This window comes from Geodermatophilus sp. SYSU D00705 (assembly GCF_054050135.1).
Genome location: NZ_JBJGYT010000005.1, coordinates 43,319 through 64,967, shown reverse-complemented (window position 1 = coordinate 64,967; position 21,649 = coordinate 43,319). Strand labels below are relative to the sequence as shown.

The window sequence follows — 21,649 nt, the reverse complement described above, 5'->3', positions numbered from 1 at the left end:
CCCACCGCCGAGTCCCCGAGCCACCCCTCGACGTGTTTCGAGACCGGATCGGTAGGGACGACGACCGGCCCACGACGACAGCGCCGGCCTGCCGGCCGACACCGCGGCCGGCTGCCGTCCCCCCGGCGCGCGGAGCCCGCACCCGCGGACCCGGCGGGAGGCCTCCGGCCTCCACACCGGGTCCACGGTGGTCGTACAGGGCGCGGCGCTCAGCCGCGGCGGACGATCAGACCCTCGACGGCGAGGTCGTCCGGCGCGTCGACGACCACCTCGTCGCCGTCCCGGATGTCGCCGGCCAACAGCGCCTTGGCCAGCTGGTCGCCGATCGCCGACTGCACCAGCCGGCGCAGCGGCCGGGCGCCGTAGACCGGGTCGAACCCGTTGATCGCCAGCCAGTCCCGCGCCGCGTCGGTGACCTGCAGCGTGAGCCGGCGAGCGGCCAGCCGCCGCGCCAGGACGCCGACCTGGATGTCGACGATCCCGGCCAGCTCCTCGCTGCCCAGGGCCCGGAACACCACGACGTCGTCCAGCCGGTTGAGGAACTCCGGCTTGAAGTGCTGCCGGACCACCTCGAGCACCGCCTGCCGGCGCCGCTCCTCCTCCACCGACTGGTCGGCGATCACGTGCGAGCCGAGGTTGGACGTGAGGATCAGGATCGTGTTGCGGAAGTCGACGGTGCGGCCCTGGCCGTCGGTGAGCCGGCCGTCGTCGAGCACCTGCAGCAGCACGTCGAACACGTCGGGGTGGGCCTTCTCGACCTCGTCGAGCAGCACGACCGTGTAGGGCCGCCGCCGCACCGCCTCGGTGAGCTGCCCGCCGGCCTCGTAGCCCACGTAGCCGGGCGGAGCGCCGACGAGCCGGGCCACCGAGTGCTTCTCGGAGTACTCGCTCATGTCGATGCGGACCATCGCCCGCTCGTCGTCGAACAGGAACTCCGCCAGCGCCTTGGCCAGCTCGGTCTTGCCGACGCCGGTCGGGCCGAGGAACAGGAACGAGCCGGTCGGCCGGTCGGGGTCGGCCACGCCGGACCGCGCACGACGCACGGCATCGGAGACGGCTCGGACGGCGTCGGGCTGGCCGACGACCCGCTGCCCGAGCTCCTCCTCCATGCGCAGCAGCTTCTGGGTCTCGCCCTCCAGCAGCCGGCCCGCGGGGATGCCGGTCCAGGCCTGCACGACCTCGGCGATGTCGTCGGGGCCGACCTCCTCCTTGAGCATGGAGTCACCGGCCTCGACGGACGCCTCGGCGTCGGTCAGCGCCTTCTCCAGCTGCGGGATCCGGCCGTAGCGCAGCTCGGCCACGCGGGCCAGCTCGCCGTCCCGCTCGAACCGCTCGGCGTCCAGGCGCGCCCGCTCCAGCTCCTCCTTGATCTGCTGGATGCGGACGATCGCGCCCTTGTCCTGCTGCCACCGGGCGGTCAGCTCGTCGAGCTGCTGGCGCTTGTCGGCGAGGTCCGCGCGCAGCGCGGCCAGCCGCTCCACCGAGGAGGGGTCGTCCTCCTTGGCCAGCGCCATCTCCTCGATCTCCAGCCGGCGGACGGCGCGCTCGACCTCGTCGACCTCGACCGGCCGGCTGTCGATCTCCATGCGCAGCCGGCTGGCGGCCTCGTCGACCAGGTCGATCGCCTTGTCCGGCAGGAACCGGGCCGTGACGTACCGGTCCGACAAGGTGGCGGCGGCGACGATCGCGGCGTCGGTGATCCGGACGCCGTGGTGCACCTCGTAGCGCTCCTTGAGGCCGCGCAGGATGCCGATCGTGTCCTCCACGGAGGGCTCGCCGACGAAGACCTGCTGGAAGCGCCGCTCGAGGGCCGGGTCCTTCTCGATGTGCTCGCGGTACTCGTCGAGCGTGGTCGCCCCGACCATGCGCAGCTCGCCGCGGGCCAGCATCGGCTTGATCATGTTCCCGGCGTCCATCGCGGAGTCGCCGGTCGCGCCGGCACCGACGATGGTGTGCAGCTCGTCGATGAAGGTGACGATCTCGCCCTCGGACTCGGTGATCTCGTGCAGGACGGCCTTCAGCCGCTCCTCGAACTCACCGCGGTACTTCGCGCCGGCCACCATGCTCGCCAGGTCCAGCGCCATCAGCCGCTTGCCCTTGAGGCTCTCGGGCACGTCGCCGGCGACGATCCGCTGGGCCAGGCCCTCGACGATCGCGGTCTTGCCGACGCCGGGCTCACCGATGAGGACCGGGTTGTTCTTGGTGCGCCGGGACAGCACCTGCACGACCCGCCGGATCTCGGTGTCGCGGCCGACCACCGGGTCGATCTTGCCCTCGCGGGCACGCTCGGTGAGGTCGACGGCGTACTTCTCCAGCGCCTGGAAGGTGCTCTCCGGGTCGGGGGTGGTGACCTTGCGGTTGCCCCGCACGGTGCGGAAGGCGGCCAGCAGCGCGTCGCGCGTGGCACCGGCGCTGCTCAGCACCGTCGCGGCCTCGCCGTCGGAGCTCGCCAGGCCGACCAGCAGGTGCTCGGTGGAGACGTACTCGTCCCCGAGCGCACTGGCCTGCTCACCGGCGGCGTTGAGCACCCGCAGCAGCTCGCGCGACGGCGAGGGCGCGGGCACGGTGGCCCCGCTGACGCTGGGCAGGCGCCGCAGCGCCGCCTCCGCCTTGGCGCGGACGTCGGAGACGTCGGCGCCCACGGCCTTGAGCAGGGGCCCGGCGATGCCGTCGGTCTGCTCCAGCAGGGCGAGGAGCAGGTGCAGCGGCTCGAGGGCCGCCTGGCCACGGTCGACCGCCAGCCGCTGAGCAGCGGCGATGGCCTCCTGCGAACGGGTGGTGAGCTTGCTCTGCATGGTGGGTGCAGCGGTCCTCTCGGCGTGGGGTCGGCCGGGGCTCGGCCGTGGTTCTCGCCCCGTCCAACGTGGACGAGGTTGAGTCTGTTCCACTCAATCTCGCTGCGCGCCCCTGGTGCAAGCACCGGAGGTCCTCACCCGCCCGTGTCGATCCTCGGCAACCCCCCGTGGCGGCCTGGCCAGGACGCCTAGACTCCCGGGGATGACGCGTCTGCCGGCACCGAGCGCGGTCCTCGAGGACCAACTCTGCTTCGCGCTCTACGCCGCATCCCGGGCGATGACGGCGCGGTACCGCCCTCTGCTCGACGCGATCGGCCTCACCTATCCGCAGTACCTCGTGATGATGCTGCTCTGGGAGACCGACAACCAGACCGTCGGCCAACTGGGCGCGCGGCTGTCCCTGGACAGCGGCACGCTCTCCCCGCTGCTCAAGCGGCTCACCTCCGCCGGCCTGGTCACCCGCCACCGCCGGGTGGAGGACGAGCGCTCGGTGTCCATCGCCCTCACCGACGCCGGCCGCGCGCTGCGGGACGAGGCCGAGTCCATCTCCGGCGAGATCATCTGCGCCCTCGACCTGGACCGCGAGGAGTTCGCCGAGCTCAAGGCGAAGCTGCAGCTGGTCACCGAACGGGTCAGCGGGGGCTGAGCCGTGACGGTTGCGTGCAACCGTCACGGGTAGGGCGAGCCCCGTAGGCCCCGAGACGGAGGAGATCGCATGCCCACCCGCACTGCCCGCACCGCGTGGAACGGCACCCTGCAGGAGGGGTCCGGTCAGGTCGAGCTGTCCAGCTCGAAGGTCGGCACCTACGAGGTCTCGTTCCCCAAGCGCGCGGCCGAGGACGCCGGCGGCACCACCAGCCCCGAGGAGCTGATCGCCGCCGCCCACTCGGCCTGCTTCGCGATGGCGCTGTCCAACGAGATCGCCAAGGCCGGCGGCACCCCCCAGGCCCTGGAGATCGGCGCCGACGTCACGCTCGGCCAGAAGGACGGCGGCCCGCACATCACCAAGATCGCCCTCACCGTGCGCGGTGAGGTGGAGGGACTCGACGCGGCCGGCTTCGAGAAGGCCGCCCAGGCCGCCAAGGCGGGCTGCCCCGTCAGCAAGGCCCTGGCCGGCGTCGACGAGATCACCCTGGACGCAGCGCTCGAGAGCTGAACAGCACGACGGCGGCAGGACAGAGCCCCCCGGGTGATCGCCCATCCGGGGGGCTCTGTTCGCGCTGGGCGTCGCGGACGTCGGTCCGTTCCGCGTCGACGATCCTCCTACTGCGTCCCTTCCAGCAGTTCCGAGGAGACGTCGGGCGCGGTGCCGCCGACGGTGGTGGTGAGCTCACCGTTGACGGGGTTGAGGACCCCCGCCAGCCTGGCGTTGTTCAGCGCGTGCTGGCCGTTGCCACCGTCACCGGGATTGACGCCGTGGGGCCCCTCGTCGTCCGCCGACACGTTGCCGACACCCTCCCGACCGGTCGAGCCGTCGGTGTTGTCGCTCAGCGTGATGCCCAAGGCGTTGTCACTGCTGGCGAAACCACCGTTGTTGTCGGCGGCCTTGGTCGAGCGCGAGTGCTGCCCCATCGCACCGCCGGTGCCGCCCTCGGCAGTGGTGTCCAACTGCGCCAGGTTGCTCGCGACCTCGCCCCACGCGCTGTTCAGCTGGCCACCCACCTTCGGGGTGTTGGCCACCCTGTCCACCGGATGCGGATTGTCGGCCATCGCGACCGGAGCCCCCATCATCATGAAGCCGGCGGCGCCGGCGAGGACCACTGCTGCTGCACGCTTTCGCACGGGTGTCCCTCCCCCTGGATTGGCTTGCGGGATCAGCACGTTTCCAAGGCTGGGAGGAGAGCCCGCAGGCTGAAGGTCCCGAGTACCCGGGACCGACGACCGCTCGACACCATCCACCGTCGACGGTCGCTCACGATTCGCGACGACACGCACCCGGGCGTCCACGATCGCCCGTCAAGCGTGTCGATCATCCGACGACCCATGTCGGTCCCCGGCCGTCGCGGGCTACTCGCCGCTGCGCAGCCGCTCCTCACCGCTCTGGGTGCTCAGCGCGACCTCGCGGATGAACAGGATGACCACCACCGCGACCACGGCCAGGACGGCGGAGATCGCGAAGATGCGGCCGGTGGCGTCGCCGTAGGAGACCTGGATCAGCGTCCGGATCGCCGGCGGCGCGTCGGCCAGGTCGGCCAGCCCCACCTCGCCGGACGACGCGGCCTGCGCGGCCCCGGGGACGCCGGCCAGGCCCTGGGCGATCAGGTCGCCGACCCGGCTGCTGAGCACCGCGCCGAGCACCGAGACGCCGATCGTGCCGCCCAGGCTGCGGAAGAAGGCCACGGCCGAGCTCGCCGCACCCAGGTCGCGGGCGGCCACCGTGTTCTGCACCGCCAGCACCAGGTTCTGCATGGTCATGCCGATGCCGACGCCCAGGACGAACAGGAAGGCGCCCAGCAGGACCATGTCCGTCTCGTGGTCGATCGTCGACAGGAGCCCGAAGCCGGCCACGACCAGCACCGAGCCCGCGACCAGGTAGGCCTTCCACCGGCCGTGGCGGGTGATGAGGATGCCGGAGACGGTGGAGGAGATCAGCAGGCCGCCGACCATCGGGATGGTCAGCAGACCGGCCGCCGTCGGGGAGTAGCCGCGGGAGATCTGCAGGTACTGGCCGAGGAAGACCGACGACCCGAACATCGCGACACCGATCGCGATGCTGGCGACGATGGCCAGCGTCGTCGTCCGGTCGCGGAACAGCCGCAGCGGGACGATCGGCTCGGGGTGCCGCAGCTCGGTGACGACGAAGGCCACGATGGCCAGCACGCCGCCGGCGAGGAACAGCGCCGTCTCGACCGACCACCAGGGGAAGGTGCCGCCGGCCAGGGTGACCCAGATGAGCAGCGCCGAGACGCCGGCGGTGAGGAAGGTCGCGCCCAGGTGGTCGATGCGCACGTGGCGCCTGGTCATCGGCAGGTGCAGCGTGCGCTGCAGCAGGACCAGCGCGACGACGGCGAACGGGACGCCGACGTAGAACACCGACCGCCAGCCCAGCCAGCTGGTGTCCACCAGGACGCCGCCGATGAGGGGGCCGCCGACGGTGGCCACGGCCATGACCGCACCGATGAGGCCGGAGTACCGGCCGCGCTCGCGGGGGCTGATCATCGCCGCCATCGCGATCTGCACGAGCGCCTGGACGCCGCCGAGGCCGAGGCCCTGCAGGACGCGCCAGGCGATGAGGGTGTCCACCGACTGCGACAGGCCGGCCAGCATCGAGCCGACGATGAAGATGACGATCGAGATCTGGATGAGCAGCTTCTTGCTGAACAGGTCGGCGAGCTTGCCCCAGATCGGCGTCGACGCGGTCGAGGCCAGCAGGGTCGCGGTGACCACCCAGGTGTACTGGCCCTGGGTGCCGCGCAGCTCGGTGATGATCGTGGGCAGGGCGTTGGAGACGACGGTCGAGGACAGGAACGCCACGAACATCGCCAGCAACATGCCCGACAGCGCCGAGAGGATCTGCCGGTGCGTCATCCCGCCCTGCTGCTCGACGGGGGCGACGTCGTCCGGGGCGGCCGCCGCGGTGCGGGGCTCGAGGGTGCTGGTCACGGTGCTCCTGGGCTCGGTGCGGAAGGGGAGGGAGGTGTGGCGCCCCTCACGAGGCGGTGCGGGCGACGCCTGCGGCGGCGGAGGCGTCGAGGTCCGCGGCGAGCCGCTCGAGCAGGTCGCTGAGCAGGCCGGCGTCGTGCTCGTCCCAGTCCGCCAGGGCGGTCTCGGCCCACTCGGAGCGCAGCGCCCGGGTGCCGGCGAGAGCGGCCTCCCCGGCCTCGGTCACGTACACGAGGTGGGCGCGCCCGTCGGCCGGGTCGGGACGCCGGGCCACGTAGCCGGAGCGCTCGAGCACGGCCAACTGGCGGCTGACCACGGAGACGTCCACGCCGGCGCGGGCGGCCAGCACGCTGCAGCGCTGCTCGCCGTCCTGCTGGAGGGGGGCGAGCAGGGCCCAGCCGTAGGACGGCAGGTCGCCGTAGAGCGCGGCGGCCGCGCGGACGCTGAGGTGCCGCCCGCTCCGGACGATGCGGGCCACGCCGGCGGTGAGCCGGTCGCGGGTCTGGGGGGTGATGGGCACGGGGTTCCTCGCCACGATCGTTGCTTGCAGAGTGCAACCATACTGTCCGTTGGTTGTGGTCTGCAACTGTTGTGACGCAGAAGACCCCCGCGGTAACCCAGCGGTCACGACGGGGGTCTGCGGGGGTCGTGCGGGGCGGCTCAGCCGCCCGGGGCGCCGTCCCGGGGTTCGGGGACGGCGCCGGCGTCGCGCGCCTCGCCCAGTCGGTTGAGCCGGCCGAGCAGGTCGCCGAGCGTGGCGATGTCCTCGACCGGCCAGTCGGAGAGGTCGGCCTCCCAGCGGGCGCGCCGGGCGTCGCGGATGCGGCTGAGCCGGGCGTGGCCCTCGGCCGAGGTGCCGAGCACCTGGGCGCGGCCGTCGGCGGGGTCGGGTTCGCGGGTGACCAGGCCGAGGTCGACGAGGGAGGCGATCTGACGGCTCACCGTGCTCTTGTCCAGGCCGAGGCGGGCGACGAGGTCGCTGGCCCGCAGCGGCCCGGAGTCCTCGAGGAGCACCAGCAGGCCGTAGGCCGCGCCGTCCAGGTCGGGGTGGAGCTCACGCGACAGCCGGGCGGACATGGCCCGCGACCGGCGCAGCAGCAGCGCGATCTCCCGCTCCACGTGGACGATCGCCTCGTGCTGGCTGCTGCCGCTCACCGCTGCTGCCCGGGACGCCAGACGACCAGTGCCGAGGTGGCGGGACGCAGCGGCACGAGGTCGCGGCCGTAACCGGCCCGGACGGCGGACTCCGCAGCAATCCGCCGGGCCTCGGCCAGCTCCAGCTCGCCCAGCAGTTCGGTCACCCGCTGCTGCAGCGCCTCCACCTGCGACTCCAGGTCGATGATCCGCTTGATGCCGGCCAGGTTGACGCCGTCCTCCTGCGAGAGGCGCTGGACCTCCCGCAGGAGGGCGACGTCGCGCGGGCTGTACCGCCGGCCGCCACCGGGCGTGCGCCCGGGGCTGACCAGGCCCAGCCGGTCGTACTGGCGCAGGGTCTGCGCGTGCATGCCGGCCAGCTCGGCGGCCACCGAGATGACGAAGACGGGGGCGTCCTCGGCGACCGCGCGCCCGGCCTCGCGCCGCTCCCGGCCGTCGGCCGCGGCGGTCACTTCGTGCTCCCCTGGACGGCGGCGGTGATCCGCGGCCGCGGGTCACCCAGCTCGGCGTCGAGCACCTTGACCGCCTCCTCGGCCGCGGGGCTGAGCCGCTTGGGCACGGCGACCTCGACGGTCACCAGCAGGTCACCGGCCCGGCCCTTGCCCGGCACGCCGCGCCCGCGCACGCGGAGGGTCTGCCCGCTGGCCGTGCCCGCGGGCACCTTGAGGGAGACGCTGCCGTCCAGGGTCGGGACGGTGAGCGTCGTCCCCAGCGCCGCCTCGGCGTAGGTGATCGGCACGGTGAGGGTGAGGTCGCTGCCCTTGCGGCCGAACAACTCGTGCTCGGAGACGTGGACGACGACGTACAGGTCGCCGGCCGGGCCGCCGCGGCGGCCGGGTGCCCCCTTGCCCGCCAGCCGGATCCGCTGGCCGTCCTTGACCCCGGCCGGGATCCGGACGGTGATGGTGCGGGTCTGGGTGGTGACGCCGTTGCCCGCACACGTCGGGCACGGGTCGTCGACCACCTGTCCGGTGCCGCGGCAGTTGCGGCACGGCTCGGAGAAGGCGAACGCGCCCTGGCTGCGGCTGGTGACGCCGGCGCCCTGGCACACCGGGCAGGTGTGCGGCGAGGTGCCGGGCTTCGCGCCGCTGCCGTGGCAGGTCGGGCAGGTGCCCGGGCTCTGCATGCGCAGCGGCACGGTCACGCCGAGGACGGCCTCCTCGAAGGAGAGCGTCGCCTCGGTCTCGACGTCCTGGCCGCGGGCGGGGCCGGACGCCGCCTGGCTGCGCGCCCGCGCCGAGCCCGATCCCCCGCCGCCACCGAACAGGCCGCCGAAGAGGTCCCCGAGCCCGCCGGCACCGGCCCGGCCGGAGGTCCCGGCCGCGCCGAACAGGTCGCCGAGGTCGAACGGCTGACCGCCGCCGGCCCCGCCCGGGAACCCCCCGGGGAAGCCGGCGCGCGCGCCCGCGCCGCCGGCCCCGAACAGCCGCCGGGCCTCGTCGTACTCGGCCCGCCGCTTGGTGTCCGACAGCACGTCGTAGGCCTCGGAGACCTCCTTGAACCGGGCCTCGGCCTCGGTGTTGCCCGGGTTCTTGTCCGGGTGGAGGTCCCGCGCCAGCTGGCGGTAGGCCTTCTTGATCGCAGCCGCGTCGGCGTCCTGGGCGACGCCGAGAGCGGCGTAGTAGTCCTTCTCGATGAAGTCCCGGGTGCTCATCGGGCGCCCCCTCTCTGGCTCAGTCGGACGCCGGAGCGCCGTCGCCCGGCGGCGTCGCGGCCTCGATCACCGCGCCGTCGCCCGCGGGAGCCGGGCTCTCCGGGTCGGTGACCGCGACCATCGCCGTCCGCAGCACGCGGTCGCCGCGACGGAAACCCTGCCGCAGGACCGTGCTCGCGGTCGGCACCTGCACCTCGGTCGAGGTGTCGTGCATGACCGCCTCGTGCAGCGACGGGTCGAACGGGTCCCCGGAGACGCCGAAGGCCTCCACGCCCAGCCCGTCGAGCAGGCCCAGCACACGGTCGGCGACCACCTTGAAGGCGCCGGTCAGGTCGCCGTGGTCCCGGGCCCGCTCGATGTCGTCGACGATCGGGAACAGCTGCGCGGCGAACCGCTCGGCGGCCTGGTCGACCACGAGCTGGCGGTCCCGCTCGACCCGCCGGCGGTAGTTGGCGTACTCCGCGGTGACCCGCTGGAGGTCCTCGGTCCGCTCGGCGAGCTGGCGGCCCAGGTCGTCGTCCCCCGCCACCGGCTGCTGCTCGGCGACGGTCTCGTGCTCGCTCATCTGCTCCCCTTGCGCCGTCCAGCCCTGTGCTGGCCCCGGCGCGGTCCGGTCCGGAACGTCTGCGCCCGTGCGGGCGCCGGCCGGCTGCTCGCCGGCCGGCTCCCGCACGGTGCCGCTGGTCGGGTCGATGCGCCGCTTGTCGCGGATGACGACCCGCGGCTCCTCTTCCCTCTCCGTCATCGGCGGTCGTTGTCCTCGTCGACGATCTCGGCGTCGACGACGTCGTCGTCGCCCGTCGTCGTACCGGACGGACCGGTGTCACCCGGGGTTCCCGCACCGGCGCCGGGAGCACCCGCGGCGGCCTGGTTCTCGGCCTGCTGGGCGTAGAGGGCCCCGCCGACCTCCTGCGAGACGCGGGCGACCTTCTCCTGCGCCGCCTTGATGGCCGCGATGTCGGAGCCGCCGAGGGCGGAGCGCAGCTCGGTGAGGGCCTCGCCGAGCTCCTCCTTCTTCTCGGCCGGGATCTTCTCGCCGTTCTCCGCGAGGAACTTCTCGGTCTGGTACTGCAGCGACTCGGCCAGGTTGCGGGTCTCGGCCTCCTCGCGGCGGCGCTTGTCCTCCTCCGCGTGGGCCTCGGCGTCCTTCATCATCCGCTCGATGTCGTCCTTCGGGAGGGCCGAGCCGCCGGTGATGGTCATCGACTGCTCCTTGCCCGTGCCGAGGTCCTTGGCCGACACGTGCACGATGCCGTTGGCGTCGATGTCGAAGGCCACCTCGATCTGCGGCACGCCGCGCGGCGCCGGGGGCAGACCGGTCAGCTCGAACATGCCGAGCTTCTTGTTGTAGGCGGCCATCTCGCGCTCGCCCTGGAACACCTGGATCTGCACCGACGGCTGGTTGTCGTCGGCCGTCGTGAAGATCTCGCTGCGCTTGGTCGGGATCGTGGTGTTGCGCTCGATCAGCTTGGTCATGATGCCGCCCTTGGTCTCGATGCCCAGGGACAGCGGGGTGACGTCGAGCAGCAGGACGTCCTTGACCTCACCGCGGAGGACACCGGCCTGCAGCGCGGCGCCGATCGCCACGACCTCGTCCGGGTTGACGCCCTTGTTGGGCTCCTTGCCGCCGGTCAGCTCGCGCACCAGGTCGGAGACGGCGGGCATGCGGGTGGAGCCACCCACCAGGACGACGTGGTCGATCTGGCCAACGGAGATGCCGGCGTCCCGGATGGCCTGGTTGAACGGCGCGCGGGCGCGGTCGAGCAGGTCCTGGGTCATCCGCTGGAACTCGGCGCGGGTGATGGTGACGTCGAGGTGCAGCGGGCCCTCGGCGCCGGCGGTGATGTAGGGCAGGTTGACGTTGGTCGACTGCGCGCCCGACAGCTCGATCTTGGCCTTCTCGGCGGCCTCACGGAGCCGCTGCATGGCCAGCTTGTCCTTGGACAGGTCGATGCCGTTGGAGGCGTTGAACGTCTGCACCAGGTGCTTGACGACGCGCTCGTCCCAGTCGTCACCGCCGAGGTGGTTGTCACCGGCGGTGGCCTTCACCTCGATGACGCCCTCGCCGATCTCCAGCAGGGAGACGTCGAAGGTGCCACCACCGAGGTCGAAGACGAGGATCGTCTGCTCGGTCTCGCCCTTGTCCAGGCCGTAGGCCAGCGCGGCGGCGGTGGGCTCGTTGACGATCCGCAGGACGTTGAGGCCCGCGATCTCACCGGCCTCCTTGGTGGCCTGGCGCTGCGCGTCCTCGAAGTAGGCCGGGACGGTGATGACCGCGTCGGTCACCGGCTCGCCCAGGTAGGTCTCGGCGTCCCGCTTGAGCTTCTGCAGGACGCGGGCGCTGATCTCCTGCGGCGTGTAGCGCTTGCCGTCGATCTCCGGCGACTTCCAGTCGGTGCCCATCTCACGCTTGACGCTGCGGATGGTGCGGTCGACGTTGGTGACGGCCTGGTTCTTCGCCGACTGACCGACGAGGACCTCGCCGTTCTTGGCGAACGCGACGACCGACGGGGTGGTGCGCGAACCCTCGGAGTTGGCGATGACCGTCGGCTCGCCGCCCTCCAGGACGGTGACGACGGAGTTGGTGGTGCCGAGGTCGATACCGACCGCTCGAGCCATGGAGCTGGCCTCTCTTCCGTGTGTACCGGTGTGGTTCTGGTCTACGGGTCAGTTGCCGGATGCCCGCCTTGCGCGGGGTCCACTCAACTTTCCTGCCCACCCTAACGGCAGTCCGGACGGAACTGTTCCCGGGGGGAGCGAGCGGGGTCGCGCGTGCCCGCCGTCCCACCTCCCGGCGACCTGTGACGGCTCATGGCCGCCCGGCAGCTGTGGTGCGGCGTCCTCCGCGGTGACACGGCCAGGATCACGAGGACGGCGGCCCGTCCGCGCGCCGGCGTCCGAGCTCCCGCGGCACCGCCTCGAAGGGGCGGACGACCGGCCCGGGGACGGCGAGCAGTCCCCGGAGACGCCTCTCCAGCGCCGGCCACCCGGCACCGAGGTCGGCATCGGCGACGCGCACGACGCGGACACCGAGCGCGCGGAGCTCGTCCTCGCGCCGCTTCTCCTCCCACAGCACACGCTCGGGCGAGCGCCCCCGCCACGGGTCGGTGTACTCCACCTGCCCGTCGAACTCGACCGCCACGGCCTCCCGGTCGAACCAGGCGTCGACGACGGCCACGAGCCGTCCGCCGGGCACGCGGATCTCCACCTGCAGCTCCGGCACGGGCAGGCCGGCACCGAGGATGCGCAGCCGGCCCCGGCTCTCCGGGGGCGACTCGGCGCGCCCGTCCGCGAGGGCGGCCGCCGTCAGCCGCACGGGGCCGGCACGGACGACCTCGCCCGGCGCCAGCGACGCCCTCGTCGCCCGGTAGCCCTCACCGCGGCGCCAGACCACCGGGTCGGTGAGCCGCACCGTGTCCTCGAGGCCGCGCCGGACCGGCAGGCCCCCCAGGCGCGCCGCGGAGACCGAGCTGATCGCGGTGGCCGGCCGCCCGAGGGTGAGCAGGACCGCGAGACAGTCCAGCCGGTGGCGGCGCCCCCGCTCCTCGGCCGCCGCCAGGTCCGCGGCGGTCGCGTACACGCCCCGCCGCAGGCGCCGCCAGGACCCGGCCCGGCACCGACGCTGGATCTCCTGGTGCCCGTAGCCGGCACGGAGGGCGTCGGTGGACGTGAAGAGGCCGAGTTGCGCGTCGGCGCGGGCGCGGAGGAGGGGGTGCACCTCGGCAGGCTCGTCCGCCCGCGCTCCTCCGTGGTGCTCGCAGCCGCATCGGTGGAGGAGCGGCTCGCCTGTGGACGAGCGCCGGACGGCGGCTGCGAGGGCAGGTGGGCAGCAGGGGTTACCGACGAGTAGCGTCCGCGACCGGCGGCTATCGTGCGACGCGTGCGGGCGGTGGCGCCCGCCGCGGTCCGTCGCCGGCGGGCGGGGGATCGACCGACGCCGTCAGGCGTGTGCGGGAGGAAGAAGATGACGGGCCCGTTGCAGGTCGTCCTCGGGACGATCAGCGTCCTGTTCCTGGTGGTGGCCTCGGTGATGGCCTACCGGGCGGTGCGCGCCATGGTCCGGATCATCCGGATCGGCCAGCCCGACGGCACCCGGTCCGGCCCGGTGGGCGCCCGGCTGAAGACGCTGGCAGTGGAGTCCCTGGGCCACACCCGGATGCTCAAGTGGTCGTCGATCGGCGTGGCCCACTGGTTCGTCTTCGCCGGGTTCTACGGCCTGTTCCTCACCCTGGTCGAGGCCTTCGGCGAGGTCTGGAACCCGGCCTTCCACCTGCCGTTGATCGGCGAGTGGAGCCTGTGGAACCTCTTCGCCGACATCATCGGCACCGGCACGATCCTCGGCATCCTCTACCTGGTCTACCGGCGCCAGCGGGACCACCCGCGCCGGCAGGGCCGCGCCAGCCGCTTCGCCGGCACCAACGAGGGCCGCGGCTACTTCGTCGAGGCCGTCGTCCTCACCGTCGGCGTCTGCATCCTGCTGATCCGCGCCCTGAAGATCTCCTCGGACCTGACCGACGCCCCGGCCTGGTCGCACCCGGTCTCCGGCGCGGTGGCCACCCTGCTGCCCGACAGCCCCGACCTGCTCAGCGTCGTCGCCTTCGTCAAGATCGTCGTCTCGCTGGTCTGGCTGGTCGTCATCAGCCGGATCCTCAACATGGGCGTCGCCTGGCACCGGTTCAGCGCCTTCTTCAACATCTACTTCAAGCGTGAGGACGACGGCGGCGTCGCGCTGGGCCCGCTGCAGCCGATGACCTCCGGCGGCGAGCCGATCGACTTCGAGGACCCCGACGAGGACGCGATCTTCGGCCGCGGCAAGATCGAGGACTTCACCTGGAAGGGGATGCTGGACTTCACCACCTGCACCGAGTGCGGGCGGTGCCAGAGCCAGTGCCCGGCGTGGAACACGGGCAAGCCGCTCAGCCCCAAGATGGTGATCATGGACCTGCGGGACCACCTGTACGCCAAGGCCCCGTACCTGCTCGGCGAGAGGACCGCCGGCGAGACCGCCCCCGACTACGACGTCCTGAAGCCCAGTGACGAGCAGGTCTGGGCGTCGGGCTACGCGCGCATCGAGGGCACCAACGACGCCCAGGCCCACCGCCCGCTGGTTGGCACCCTCGAGGAGGGCGGGGTCATCGACCCCGACGTCCTGTGGAGCTGCACCAACTGCGGCGCCTGCGTCGAGCAGTGCCCGGTCGACATCGAGCACGTCGACCACATCGAGGACATGCGCCGCTACCAGGTCCTCATCGAGTCGAGCTTCCCCTCCGAGGCCGGCGTGATGCTGCGCAACCTGGAGAACCGGGGCAACCCGTGGGGCGTGCCGGCCAGCACCCGCGAGGACTGGATCAAGGAGCTGGACTTCGAGGTCCGGATAGCCGACGGCCCGCTGGACTACGACGTCGAGTACCTGTTCTGGGTGGGCTGCGCCGGCGCCATCGACGACCGCGCCAAGAAGGTCACCAAGGCCGTCGCCGAGCTGCTGCACACCGCCGGCGTCGAGTTCGCCGTCCTCGGCTCCGGGGAGACCTGCTCCGGTGACCCGGCGCGGCGCATGGGCAACGAGTTCGTCTTCCAGATGCTGGCGCAGGAGAACGTCGCCACCCTGGACGGCGTCTTCGAGGGCCGGGTGCCGGGGATGCGCAAGATCGTCGCCACCTGCCCGCACTGCTTCAACTCGCTGGGCCGGGAGTACCCGCAGCTGGGCGGGAACTACGAGGTGGTGCACCACACCCAGCTGCTGGGCCAGCTGGTGGAGGAGGGCCGGCTGACCCCGGTCACCCCGGTCGACCGCAAGGTCACCTACCACGACCCGTGCTTCCTCGGTCGGCACAACAAGGTCTACACGCCGCCGCGGGAGATCCTCGACTCCGTCCAGGGCCTCACCACCCAGGAGATGCACCGCTGCAAGGACCGCGGTTTCTGCTGCGGCGCCGGCGGTGCGCGCATGTGGATGGAGGAGAAGATCGGCAAGCGGATCAACATGGAGCGCACCGAGGAGGCGCTCGACCTCGATCCCGACGTCATCTCCACCGCCTGCCCGTTCTGCATCACGATGCTGTCCGACGCGCTGACCACCAAGAAGCAGAACGGCGAGGCCGGCGAGCACGTGGAGGTCCTCGACGTCAGCCAGATCCTGCTGCGGTCGCTGGCCCCGGTCGGCGCCCCCGGCACCGAGTCCGGTGCCGACGTCGGCACCAAGGACGACGACGTCGTGGGCCTGGACTCGGCCAACACGGAGCACGGCCCCCAGAGCTGAGGACCACCGACGGCGCGCGTTCCCCCACGGGAGCGCGCGCCGTCGTCGTCTCCGGAGGGACACCGGGACGCCGACCGCACCGTCCCCACGACCGCCCCTCCGGTGTCACCGCTCCCCCGCCCGGGCCGCCAGCCACTCGAAACCGCGCCACAGCCCCGGGTCCTCGCGACGGGCCCGCTCCCACGCCACGAACTCCGCCGTCACCGACCAGGTGCGCGCGACGTTGGCGCCCCACCCCTCGAGAAGGACGTCTGCGGGCACGATGTCCCGCCGGGCGAGCAGTCCGGCGGCGGACCACGTCGAGCAGACGTGGCGCGCCGCGTCGATCTCCGCCGGGGTCCAGTTCCGGAGGTCGGGGTCGAACGGGCCCGTCCGCGCGACGGCCGCGTAGAGGGTCCGCCCGTCGGCCCGTGCGGTCTCGCTCTGCAGGAAGGTCCACAGCTGGAGCACGTTCGCCCCGCCGCCCCCGTGGCGCGCCAGGCGCACCTGCTTGGCCGCGAACAGCAGGGCGGTGGCCGCGACGACCAGGGCCACGGTCTGGACGAGGTTGGCCCACGCATCACTCGACATGCGCATCGATGCTCCTCGGCGGCCCAGCACCGCGGGTGCACCGCGGGCCCCCGCCTCCCGGGGCGGCGTGGCCCCACCGCCGATGGTTGCGTGGGCTAACCACCCGACGCGATGTGGTCGCGGCCCGGGGAGGACCATCGTCGGGTGACCCGCGCCGCCGTCCCCGCCTCCCCCGCCGGCCCGACCGCCACGGATCACCGCCGCGGGCTGCTGCTCATCGGGACGGCGATCGTCCTCACCGGCTTCAACCTGCGCACCGCGGTGAACAGCATCGGGCCGGTGCTGGAGGAGATCGAGCACGGCCTGGGCATCTCCAGCGGGATGGCCGGGCTCATCACGACCATGCCGGTCCTGTGCTTCGCCGCGATCGGCTTCGCCGGGCCGCCGCTGGCCGCCCGCTTCCGCGACGGGCACGTGCTGGCCGGCGCGCTGCTGGCCATGGCCGCGGGGCTGGTGGTGCGGGCCCTGGCCGGCACCTTCTGGCTGTTCCTCGTCGGCACGGTGCTGGCGATGGTCGGCGGGGCGCTGGGCAACGTGCTGCTGCCCAGCCTGGTCAAGCGCTACTTCCCCAGCCGGACGGGCCTGCTGGTCGGCGCCTACAGCATGTCGATGGCCGCGGGCGGCGCGATCGCCTCGATCTCCGCGGCGCCGATCGCCGCCGCGGCCGGGCCCGACGGCTGGCGCTGGGCGCTGGGCTGGTGGGCGGTGCTCGCGCTGCTGGCCGCGCTGCCCTGGCTGGCCGTGCCGGCCCGCCCGGGCGCCTCCCGGGACGCCGCCCGAGACGCCCGCGGCGCCGTGCGGATGCGCTCCCTGGTGCGCAGCCCCATGGCCGTGGCGCTGGCGGTCTTCTTCGGCGCCCAGTCGATGCAGGCCTACGTCCTCATCGGGTGGACGGCGCAGTACCTGCGGGACTCCGGCCTGAGCGCGGCCACCGCCGGTCTGCTGCTCGGCATCAACACCATCGTGGTCATCCCGCTCAACGCGATCATCCCGGTGCTCACCGTGCGCCAGCACCTGCAGCGGCCGCTGCTGGCCGGCTTCGGGCTCTGCTACGTCGCCGGCTGGATGGGCCTGATGCTCGCCCCGCTGACCGTGCCGTGGCTGTGGATGAGCCTGCTGGCCCTCGGCATGGGCACCTTCGCGATGGTGCTCACGCTGATCGGGCTACGGGCGCGGACGGCGGAGACGACCGCGGCCCTCTCCACCGTCGTCCAGGGGTGGGGGTACCTGCTCGCCGGTGCCGGACCGCTGCTGGTCGGCGTCCTGCGGGGCAGCACCGGCGGCTACACCGGCATGTTCGTCGTCGTCCTCACCGGGGTGGCGGTGCTCATGGTCACCGGCTGGCTGGTGTCGCGGCCGCGGTTCGTCGACGACGAGGTGCCCGGCTGGGCCCGCGACGCCCACCACGGCGACGTCATCGAGGTGGCCGGCACCGAGCCGCCGGTCACCGTGCACGTCACGGAGCCGGACGGCGGGTCTCGGCGCGGGTGAAGTTGCGGAAGGACCGGGACGGCGTGGGGCCGCGCTGGTCCTGGTAGCGCGAGCCGTAGACCGCCGAGCCGTAGGGGTGCTCGGCGGGGCCGGTCAGCCGGAACAGGCACAGCTGGCCGATCTTCATGCCCGGCCACAGCGTGATCGGCAGGTTGGCCACGTTGGACAGCTCCAGCGTGATGTGCCCGCTGAACCCCGGGTCGACGAAGCCGGCCGTGGAGTGGGTGAGCAGGCCCAGCCGGCCCAGTGAGCTCTTGCCCTCCAGGCGGGCGGCCAGGTCGTCGGGGATGGTCACCACCTCGAGCGTCGAGCCGAGCACGAACTCCCCCGGGTGGAGTACGAACGGCTCGTCGCCGTCGGGCTCGACCAGGGTGGTCAGGTCGTCCTGCTGCTGGGCAGGGTCGATGTGGGTGTACCGCGCGTTGTTGAAGACCCGGAAGAACCGGTCCAGCCGGACGTCGATGCTCGAGGGCTGCACCAGGCCCTTGTCGTAGGGCTCGATGCCGAGCCGCCCCTCGGCGATGGCAGCCGTGATGTCGCGGTCGGACAGCAGCATGCGCCGGAGTCTAGGGAGGTCCGCGACCTCACCATTCCGGGCGAGCCCGAACGCGACCGTCTCAAGCCCTCCGCACAGGGCGTCGTTGCCGTCCCGCAGGCCCTCTGGGGGCCACGTCGTCCGGGGACGTGCCGGGCAGGGAGTGGAGTGGACGTGCGGAGTCTGATGAGGAGACGGGAGCTGGCCGCGGTACTCGTGGCCGCCGCCGTCGCGGGGTACGCCGGGGCCGCGGCCGTGACCGCACTCGCGGGACCGGCTGTGGCGCCGGCCGGCGAGTACGGCCCCGGAGACGGGCTGAGCCGCTACGTCGTCACCGCCGACGCGGGCGTCCCCACTGCGGACCTCGTGGCCCGTCTGGGCGCAGCCGGCGCCGTGGTGACCGTCCAGGCGCTCAGCGACGGCCGGGCGCTGGCCGCGACCGAGGGGCTCACCCCGCGCGACCTCGAGGCCGTGCCCGGTGTGGCCGAGGCCGAGTACTCGCCGCCGGTGCCGGTCCTGGGGAGCATCACCGACCCGTACTGGCCGTCCTACGGCTGGAACCTCGAGAACACCGGCGCGAACGCCTACAGCCAGGCCATCACCTCTGACGTGGACGTCGACGCCACCACCGGCTGGGAGGGCGGGACCGGCCGCGGCATGATCGTCGCCGTCACCGACACCGGCTTCGACTCCGACCACCCCGACCTCGTCGGCTCGCTGTGGAGCAACCCGGCCGAGAGCTGCGGCTCGGTGGACCGGGACGGCAACGGCAAGGCCGGTGACTGCCACGGCTGGAACTTCGTCACCGGCTCCGCGGACATCGACAACGGCGCCGGCGGCACGCACGGGACCAACGTCGCCGCGGTCGCCGGTGCCCGCGCCGGCAACGGCCAGGGGACGGCCGGCGTCGCCCCGGACGTGCAGCTCATGCCGCTGGTCATCGGCACCGGGGACGGCGTCGACGCCTTCCTCGGCGCGGAGGCGATCCGGTACGCCGCCGACCACGGTGCGGCCGCGGTCAACGCCTCGTGGGGCGGCGCGTTCACCGGTTCGGCGCTGACCGCGGTGCGGGACGCGATCGAGTACGCGGAGTCCAAGGGCGTCGTCGTGGTCGCGGCGGCGGGCAACGACGCCGGCGACCGCGACACCGCGCCGCTGTACCCGGCGAGCTACACGAACAGCAACCTCATCACCGTGGGCTCGCACACCGCCTCGGACACGATCACCCCCTCCTCCGCCTACGGCGCCACCTCGGTGGACCTGTTCGCTCCGGGGAACCTCGTCTTCACCGCCTGGAACGACGGGGGCTACCGGCTGGTGGGCGGGACGTCCATCGCGGCTCCGCACGTCGCCGCGGCGGTGGCCCTGTACCGCGCGCAGATGCCGGACGCGACCGCCGACGAGGTCAAGGCGGCCCTCCTCGGGGACGTCGTGCCGGTGTCGGCCTACGCCGGGAGGTCGGTGACCGGCGGTCGCCTGTCCCTCGCGGGTCTGGCCGAGGCCCGCTGGGACCGGGTCGACTACACCTTCACGTCGATGACCGCGCCGGCGGGCGTGGTGACCCCGCGGATCGCCGCCTCCGGCACCGCCGGCAGTGGCGACTACGCCGTCACGCTGGGCCTCGGCATGGAGCACCAGGGCGAGGTGTGGGCCGTCGCGGACGCCGAGCTGACCGTGGGCGGCACCACCGTGGCCACCGACGACACCGGGACGGCGCGCTTCCCGCTGGGCAGCGCCGCCGGCCCGGGCGCCCTCGCCCTCTCCCCCTCGGTCGAGCTGGGCGACGGCCGCTACGTGCTCACGGTGCAGCTGGAGAAAGACGGCGCCGCCCTCGGGCAGACCGTCGCGGCCCCGCTGGTCGTCGGCTCGGTGGCGGGATCCCCGTCCGCCGGCTCCGGCGGCCCGGGCACGGGTGGCACCCAGCCCGGCACCGGCGGGACGATCCCCGGCGCCACCACGCCCGGGACCGGCGGCTCCGGTGGCAGCAGCCCCGGCACACCCAGCACCCCGAGCACGCCGAGCACGCCCAGCAGCCCCAGCACGCCCGGCACCCCGAGCACGCCCGGCAGCACGCCGGGCACCGGCGGCTCCGGCGGCGACGACCCCGGCACGCCCAGCACGCCGAGCAGTCCGAGCTCGCCGGACACCGGGGGCACCCAGCCCGGCAGCGGCGGGACCAGCCCCGGCGGCACCAGCCCCGGTGGCACCACGCCGGGCACCGGCGGCTCCGGCGGCAGCACCCCCGGCACGCCGAGCAGCCCGAGCTCGCCCGGCACCGGGGGCACCGAGCCCGGCACCGGCGGCACGGACCCCGGCACGGGTGGCGAGGTCACCTTCCCGAACGTGGGCCCGTTCGGCATCACCTCGCTCAGCCCGGCGCGGGTCGGCACGGCCGGCGGTGAGACGGTCACCATCCGCGGCAGCGCCCTGCCGGACGGCGCGCGGGTGCGCGTCGGGGACTCCGCCTCCGCGGCGGTGCTCCGGGTCGCGGCCGACCAGGTGCAGTTCCGGGCGCCGGCCCGGGCGGCGGGGACCTACGACGTCCACGTCTTCGCCCCCGACGGCCGGGAGTCGGTCCTCGCCTCGGCGCTGACCTACCTCGCGCCGGCTCCCGGCGGGTCCGGCACCGGCGGCAGCGACCCCGGCACGCCGGGCGGCACCACCCCCGGCGGCTCGGGCAGCAGCCCCGGTGACAGCACCCCCGGCGGCACCACGCCGGGTGGCTCCGGCACCGGGGGCACCGTGCAGCCGGACGTCGCGACCGGCCCCGCCGGCCAGCGACTGGTGCGCAGCGCGGTGTTCGGCGGGCTGCGCGGGATCTGGTCGACCGACTGCTCGGTGTCCTGCACCGGCGTCCGGATCTGATCACCCCCGCCCCGTCCCGGATCCCCGGTCCGGGGCGGGGCGCGGCGCCGTCCGCCGGAACGGACGGCGGCGTTCCGGCTACACCGGGGGCGGTCCCTGCCGATGACACAGGGGTCACGTCGGCGCCCGCCCGAGGAGGACCCTTGCTCGACACGCAGGTGACGCGTCCCGCTCCCCGGGGCGCCGGCCGCGGCATGCGGCCCACCGGCGAGGAGCGCACGTTCCGCCCCGACGAGCTGATCGTCTCCAAGACCGACCAGCGCGGCGTGATCACCTACGCCAACGACGTCTTCCTGCGGGTCAGCGGCTACCACCTCGACGAGGTCGTGGGGCAGCCGCACAACCTCATCCGGCACCCGCAGATGCCGCGCGCGCTGTTCGCGCTGCTGTGGCAGACCCTCACCGAGGGCCGGGAGCTGTTCGCGTACATCAACAACCTCGCCTCCGACGGCGCCCACTACTGGGTCCTGGCCCACGTCACGCCGTCCTACGGCGCCGACGGCTCGGTGACCGGCTACCACTCCAACCGGCGCAGCCCCGCCCGCGGCGCGATCCGGCAGGTGACCCCGCTCTACGAGCGGCTGGTGGCCGAGGAGCGCCGGCACCCCACGGCCAGGGCCGCGGTCGCGGCGTCCTCGCGGTTGCTGGACGACCTGGTCGCGGAGCAGGCGTCGTCCTACGACGAGTTCATCTGGTCGGTCATCAACCGCGAGGAGCGCTGA

At 73.4% G+C, this 21,649-nt stretch carries 18 protein-coding genes; 6 read left to right on the top strand and 12 right to left on the bottom strand.

The window, feature by feature from the left end; genetic code table 11:
- Window positions 1-209: 209 nt before the first annotated feature.
- Window positions 210-2,795, bottom strand: a complete 2,586-nt coding sequence (clpB, locus tag ACI78Q_RS05810) for an ATP-dependent chaperone ClpB (protein WP_456922373.1) — start codon at window positions 2,793-2,795, stop codon at window positions 210-212.
- Between the two features lie 202 nt (window positions 2,796-2,997).
- Between clpB and ACI78Q_RS05805 the strand changes: the two genes are divergently transcribed.
- Complete coding sequence (locus tag ACI78Q_RS05805) at window positions 2,998-3,441, top strand: MarR family winged helix-turn-helix transcriptional regulator (RefSeq protein ID WP_456922372.1); 444 nt, start codon at window positions 2,998-3,000, stop codon at window positions 3,439-3,441.
- Window positions 3,442-3,510: 69 nt separating this feature from the next.
- Complete coding sequence (locus ACI78Q_RS05800; RefSeq protein WP_456922371.1) at window positions 3,511-3,951, top strand: OsmC family peroxiredoxin; 441 nt, start codon at window positions 3,511-3,513, stop codon at window positions 3,949-3,951.
- A 107-nt stretch (window positions 3,952-4,058) separates the two neighbouring features.
- Here the strand turns inward: ACI78Q_RS05800 and ACI78Q_RS05795 are convergent, their stop codons facing one another.
- From ACI78Q_RS05795 to ACI78Q_RS05755, 9 genes are all read right to left on the bottom strand, one after another.
- Entirely contained in the window at window positions 4,059-4,616 is a 558-nt protein-coding gene (locus tag ACI78Q_RS05795) for a hypothetical protein (protein WP_456922370.1), read from the bottom strand.
- A gap of 186 nt (window positions 4,617-4,802) precedes the next feature.
- Entirely contained in the window at window positions 4,803-6,398 is a 1,596-nt protein-coding gene (locus tag ACI78Q_RS05790) for an MDR family MFS transporter (protein WP_456922369.1), read from the bottom strand.
- A 46-nt stretch (window positions 6,399-6,444) separates the two neighbouring features.
- The gene (locus ACI78Q_RS05785) at window positions 6,445-6,918 is read right to left on the bottom strand and encodes a MarR family winged helix-turn-helix transcriptional regulator (RefSeq protein WP_456922368.1); all 474 of its coding nucleotides are present in this window, start codon (window positions 6,916-6,918) and stop codon (window positions 6,445-6,447) included.
- Between the two features lie 140 nt (window positions 6,919-7,058).
- The gene (locus tag ACI78Q_RS05780; RefSeq protein ID WP_456922367.1) at window positions 7,059-7,553 is read right to left on the bottom strand and encodes a MarR family winged helix-turn-helix transcriptional regulator; all 495 of its coding nucleotides are present in this window, start codon (window positions 7,551-7,553) and stop codon (window positions 7,059-7,061) included.
- The gene (locus tag ACI78Q_RS05775; protein WP_456922366.1) at window positions 7,550-8,005 is read right to left on the bottom strand and encodes a heat shock protein transcriptional repressor HspR; all 456 of its coding nucleotides are present in this window, start codon (window positions 8,003-8,005) and stop codon (window positions 7,550-7,552) included. The genes ACI78Q_RS05780 and ACI78Q_RS05775 overlap by 4 nt, the downstream gene beginning before the upstream one ends.
- The gene (gene dnaJ, locus ACI78Q_RS05770; protein ID WP_456922365.1) at window positions 8,002-9,207 is read right to left on the bottom strand and encodes a molecular chaperone DnaJ; all 1,206 of its coding nucleotides are present in this window, start codon (window positions 9,205-9,207) and stop codon (window positions 8,002-8,004) included. The genes ACI78Q_RS05775 and dnaJ overlap by 4 nt, the downstream gene beginning before the upstream one ends.
- Window positions 9,208-9,226: 19 nt before the next feature.
- Complete coding sequence (gene grpE / locus ACI78Q_RS05765) at window positions 9,227-9,952, bottom strand: nucleotide exchange factor GrpE (RefSeq protein ID WP_456922364.1); 726 nt, start codon at window positions 9,950-9,952, stop codon at window positions 9,227-9,229.
- Window positions 9,949-11,826: a molecular chaperone DnaK gene (dnaK, locus tag ACI78Q_RS05760; RefSeq protein WP_456922363.1), complete on the bottom strand. Its 1,878-nt coding sequence runs from the start codon at window positions 11,824-11,826 to the stop codon at window positions 9,949-9,951. The genes grpE and dnaK overlap by 4 nt, the downstream gene beginning before the upstream one ends.
- A gap of 244 nt (window positions 11,827-12,070) precedes the next feature.
- Window positions 12,071-12,925, bottom strand: a complete 855-nt coding sequence (locus ACI78Q_RS05755; protein WP_456922362.1) for a type IV toxin-antitoxin system AbiEi family antitoxin domain-containing protein — start codon at window positions 12,923-12,925, stop codon at window positions 12,071-12,073.
- A 246-nt stretch (window positions 12,926-13,171) separates the two neighbouring features.
- Between ACI78Q_RS05755 and ACI78Q_RS05750 the strand changes: the two genes are divergently transcribed.
- Window positions 13,172-15,466 carry a heterodisulfide reductase-related iron-sulfur binding cluster gene (locus ACI78Q_RS05750; protein WP_456922361.1) on the top strand — a complete coding sequence of 765 codons (2,295 nt, stop codon included), beginning with the start codon at window positions 13,172-13,174 and terminating at the stop codon, window positions 15,464-15,466.
- A gap of 105 nt (window positions 15,467-15,571) precedes the next feature.
- Here ACI78Q_RS05750 and ACI78Q_RS05745 read toward each other — a convergent pair whose 3' ends face one another.
- On the bottom strand, window positions 15,572-16,036 hold the full coding sequence (locus ACI78Q_RS05745) for a DUF4760 domain-containing protein (protein ID WP_456922360.1): 465 nt from the start codon (window positions 16,034-16,036) through the stop codon (window positions 15,572-15,574).
- A 144-nt stretch (window positions 16,037-16,180) separates the two neighbouring features.
- Between ACI78Q_RS05745 and ACI78Q_RS05740 the strand changes: the two genes are divergently transcribed.
- Window positions 16,181-17,527, top strand: a complete 1,347-nt coding sequence (locus ACI78Q_RS05740) for an MFS transporter (RefSeq protein ID WP_456922359.1) — start codon at window positions 16,181-16,183, stop codon at window positions 17,525-17,527.
- Here ACI78Q_RS05740 and dcd read toward each other — a convergent pair.
- A complete protein-coding gene (dcd, locus tag ACI78Q_RS05735; protein WP_456922358.1) occupies window positions 17,493-18,083 on the bottom strand; it encodes a dCTP deaminase in 591 nt (196 codons plus the stop codon). The genes ACI78Q_RS05740 and dcd overlap by 35 nt on opposite strands.
- 165 nt (window positions 18,084-18,248) lie before the next feature.
- Between dcd and ACI78Q_RS05730 the strand changes: the two genes are divergently transcribed.
- Window positions 18,249-20,927, top strand: a complete 2,679-nt coding sequence (locus tag ACI78Q_RS05730) for a S8 family serine peptidase (protein WP_456922357.1) — start codon at window positions 18,249-18,251, stop codon at window positions 20,925-20,927.
- A gap of 143 nt (window positions 20,928-21,070) precedes the next feature.
- A complete protein-coding gene (locus ACI78Q_RS05725; RefSeq protein ID WP_456922356.1) occupies window positions 21,071-21,649 on the top strand; it encodes a PAS domain-containing protein in 579 nt (192 codons plus the stop codon).

Coding starts and splice junctions, on each gene's coding strand:
- clpB (WP_456922373.1), bottom strand. CDS start 2,795: ATGCAGAGCAAGCTCACCACCCGTTCGCAGGAGGCCATCGCCGCTGCT.
- ACI78Q_RS05805 (WP_456922372.1), top strand. CDS start 2,998: ATGACGCGTCTGCCGGCACCGAGCGCGGTCCTCGAGGACCAACTCTGC.
- ACI78Q_RS05800 (WP_456922371.1), top strand. CDS start 3,511: ATGCCCACCCGCACTGCCCGCACCGCGTGGAACGGCACCCTGCAGGAG.
- dnaJ (WP_456922365.1), bottom strand. CDS start 9,207: ATGAGCACCCGGGACTTCATCGAGAAGGACTACTACGCCGCTCTCGGC.
- grpE (WP_456922364.1), bottom strand. CDS start 9,952: ATGACGGAGAGGGAAGAGGAGCCGCGGGTCGTCATCCGCGACAAGCGG.
- dnaK (WP_456922363.1), bottom strand. CDS start 11,826: ATGGCTCGAGCGGTCGGTATCGACCTCGGCACCACCAACTCCGTCGTC.
- ACI78Q_RS05750 (WP_456922361.1), top strand. CDS start 13,172: ATGACGGGCCCGTTGCAGGTCGTCCTCGGGACGATCAGCGTCCTGTTC.
- ACI78Q_RS05745 (WP_456922360.1), bottom strand. CDS start 16,036: ATGTCGAGTGATGCGTGGGCCAACCTCGTCCAGACCGTGGCCCTGGTC.
- dcd (WP_456922358.1), bottom strand. CDS start 18,083: ATGCTGCTGTCCGACCGCGACATCACGGCTGCCATCGCCGAGGGGCGG.
- ACI78Q_RS05730 (WP_456922357.1), top strand. CDS start 18,249: ATGAGGAGACGGGAGCTGGCCGCGGTACTCGTGGCCGCCGCCGTCGCG.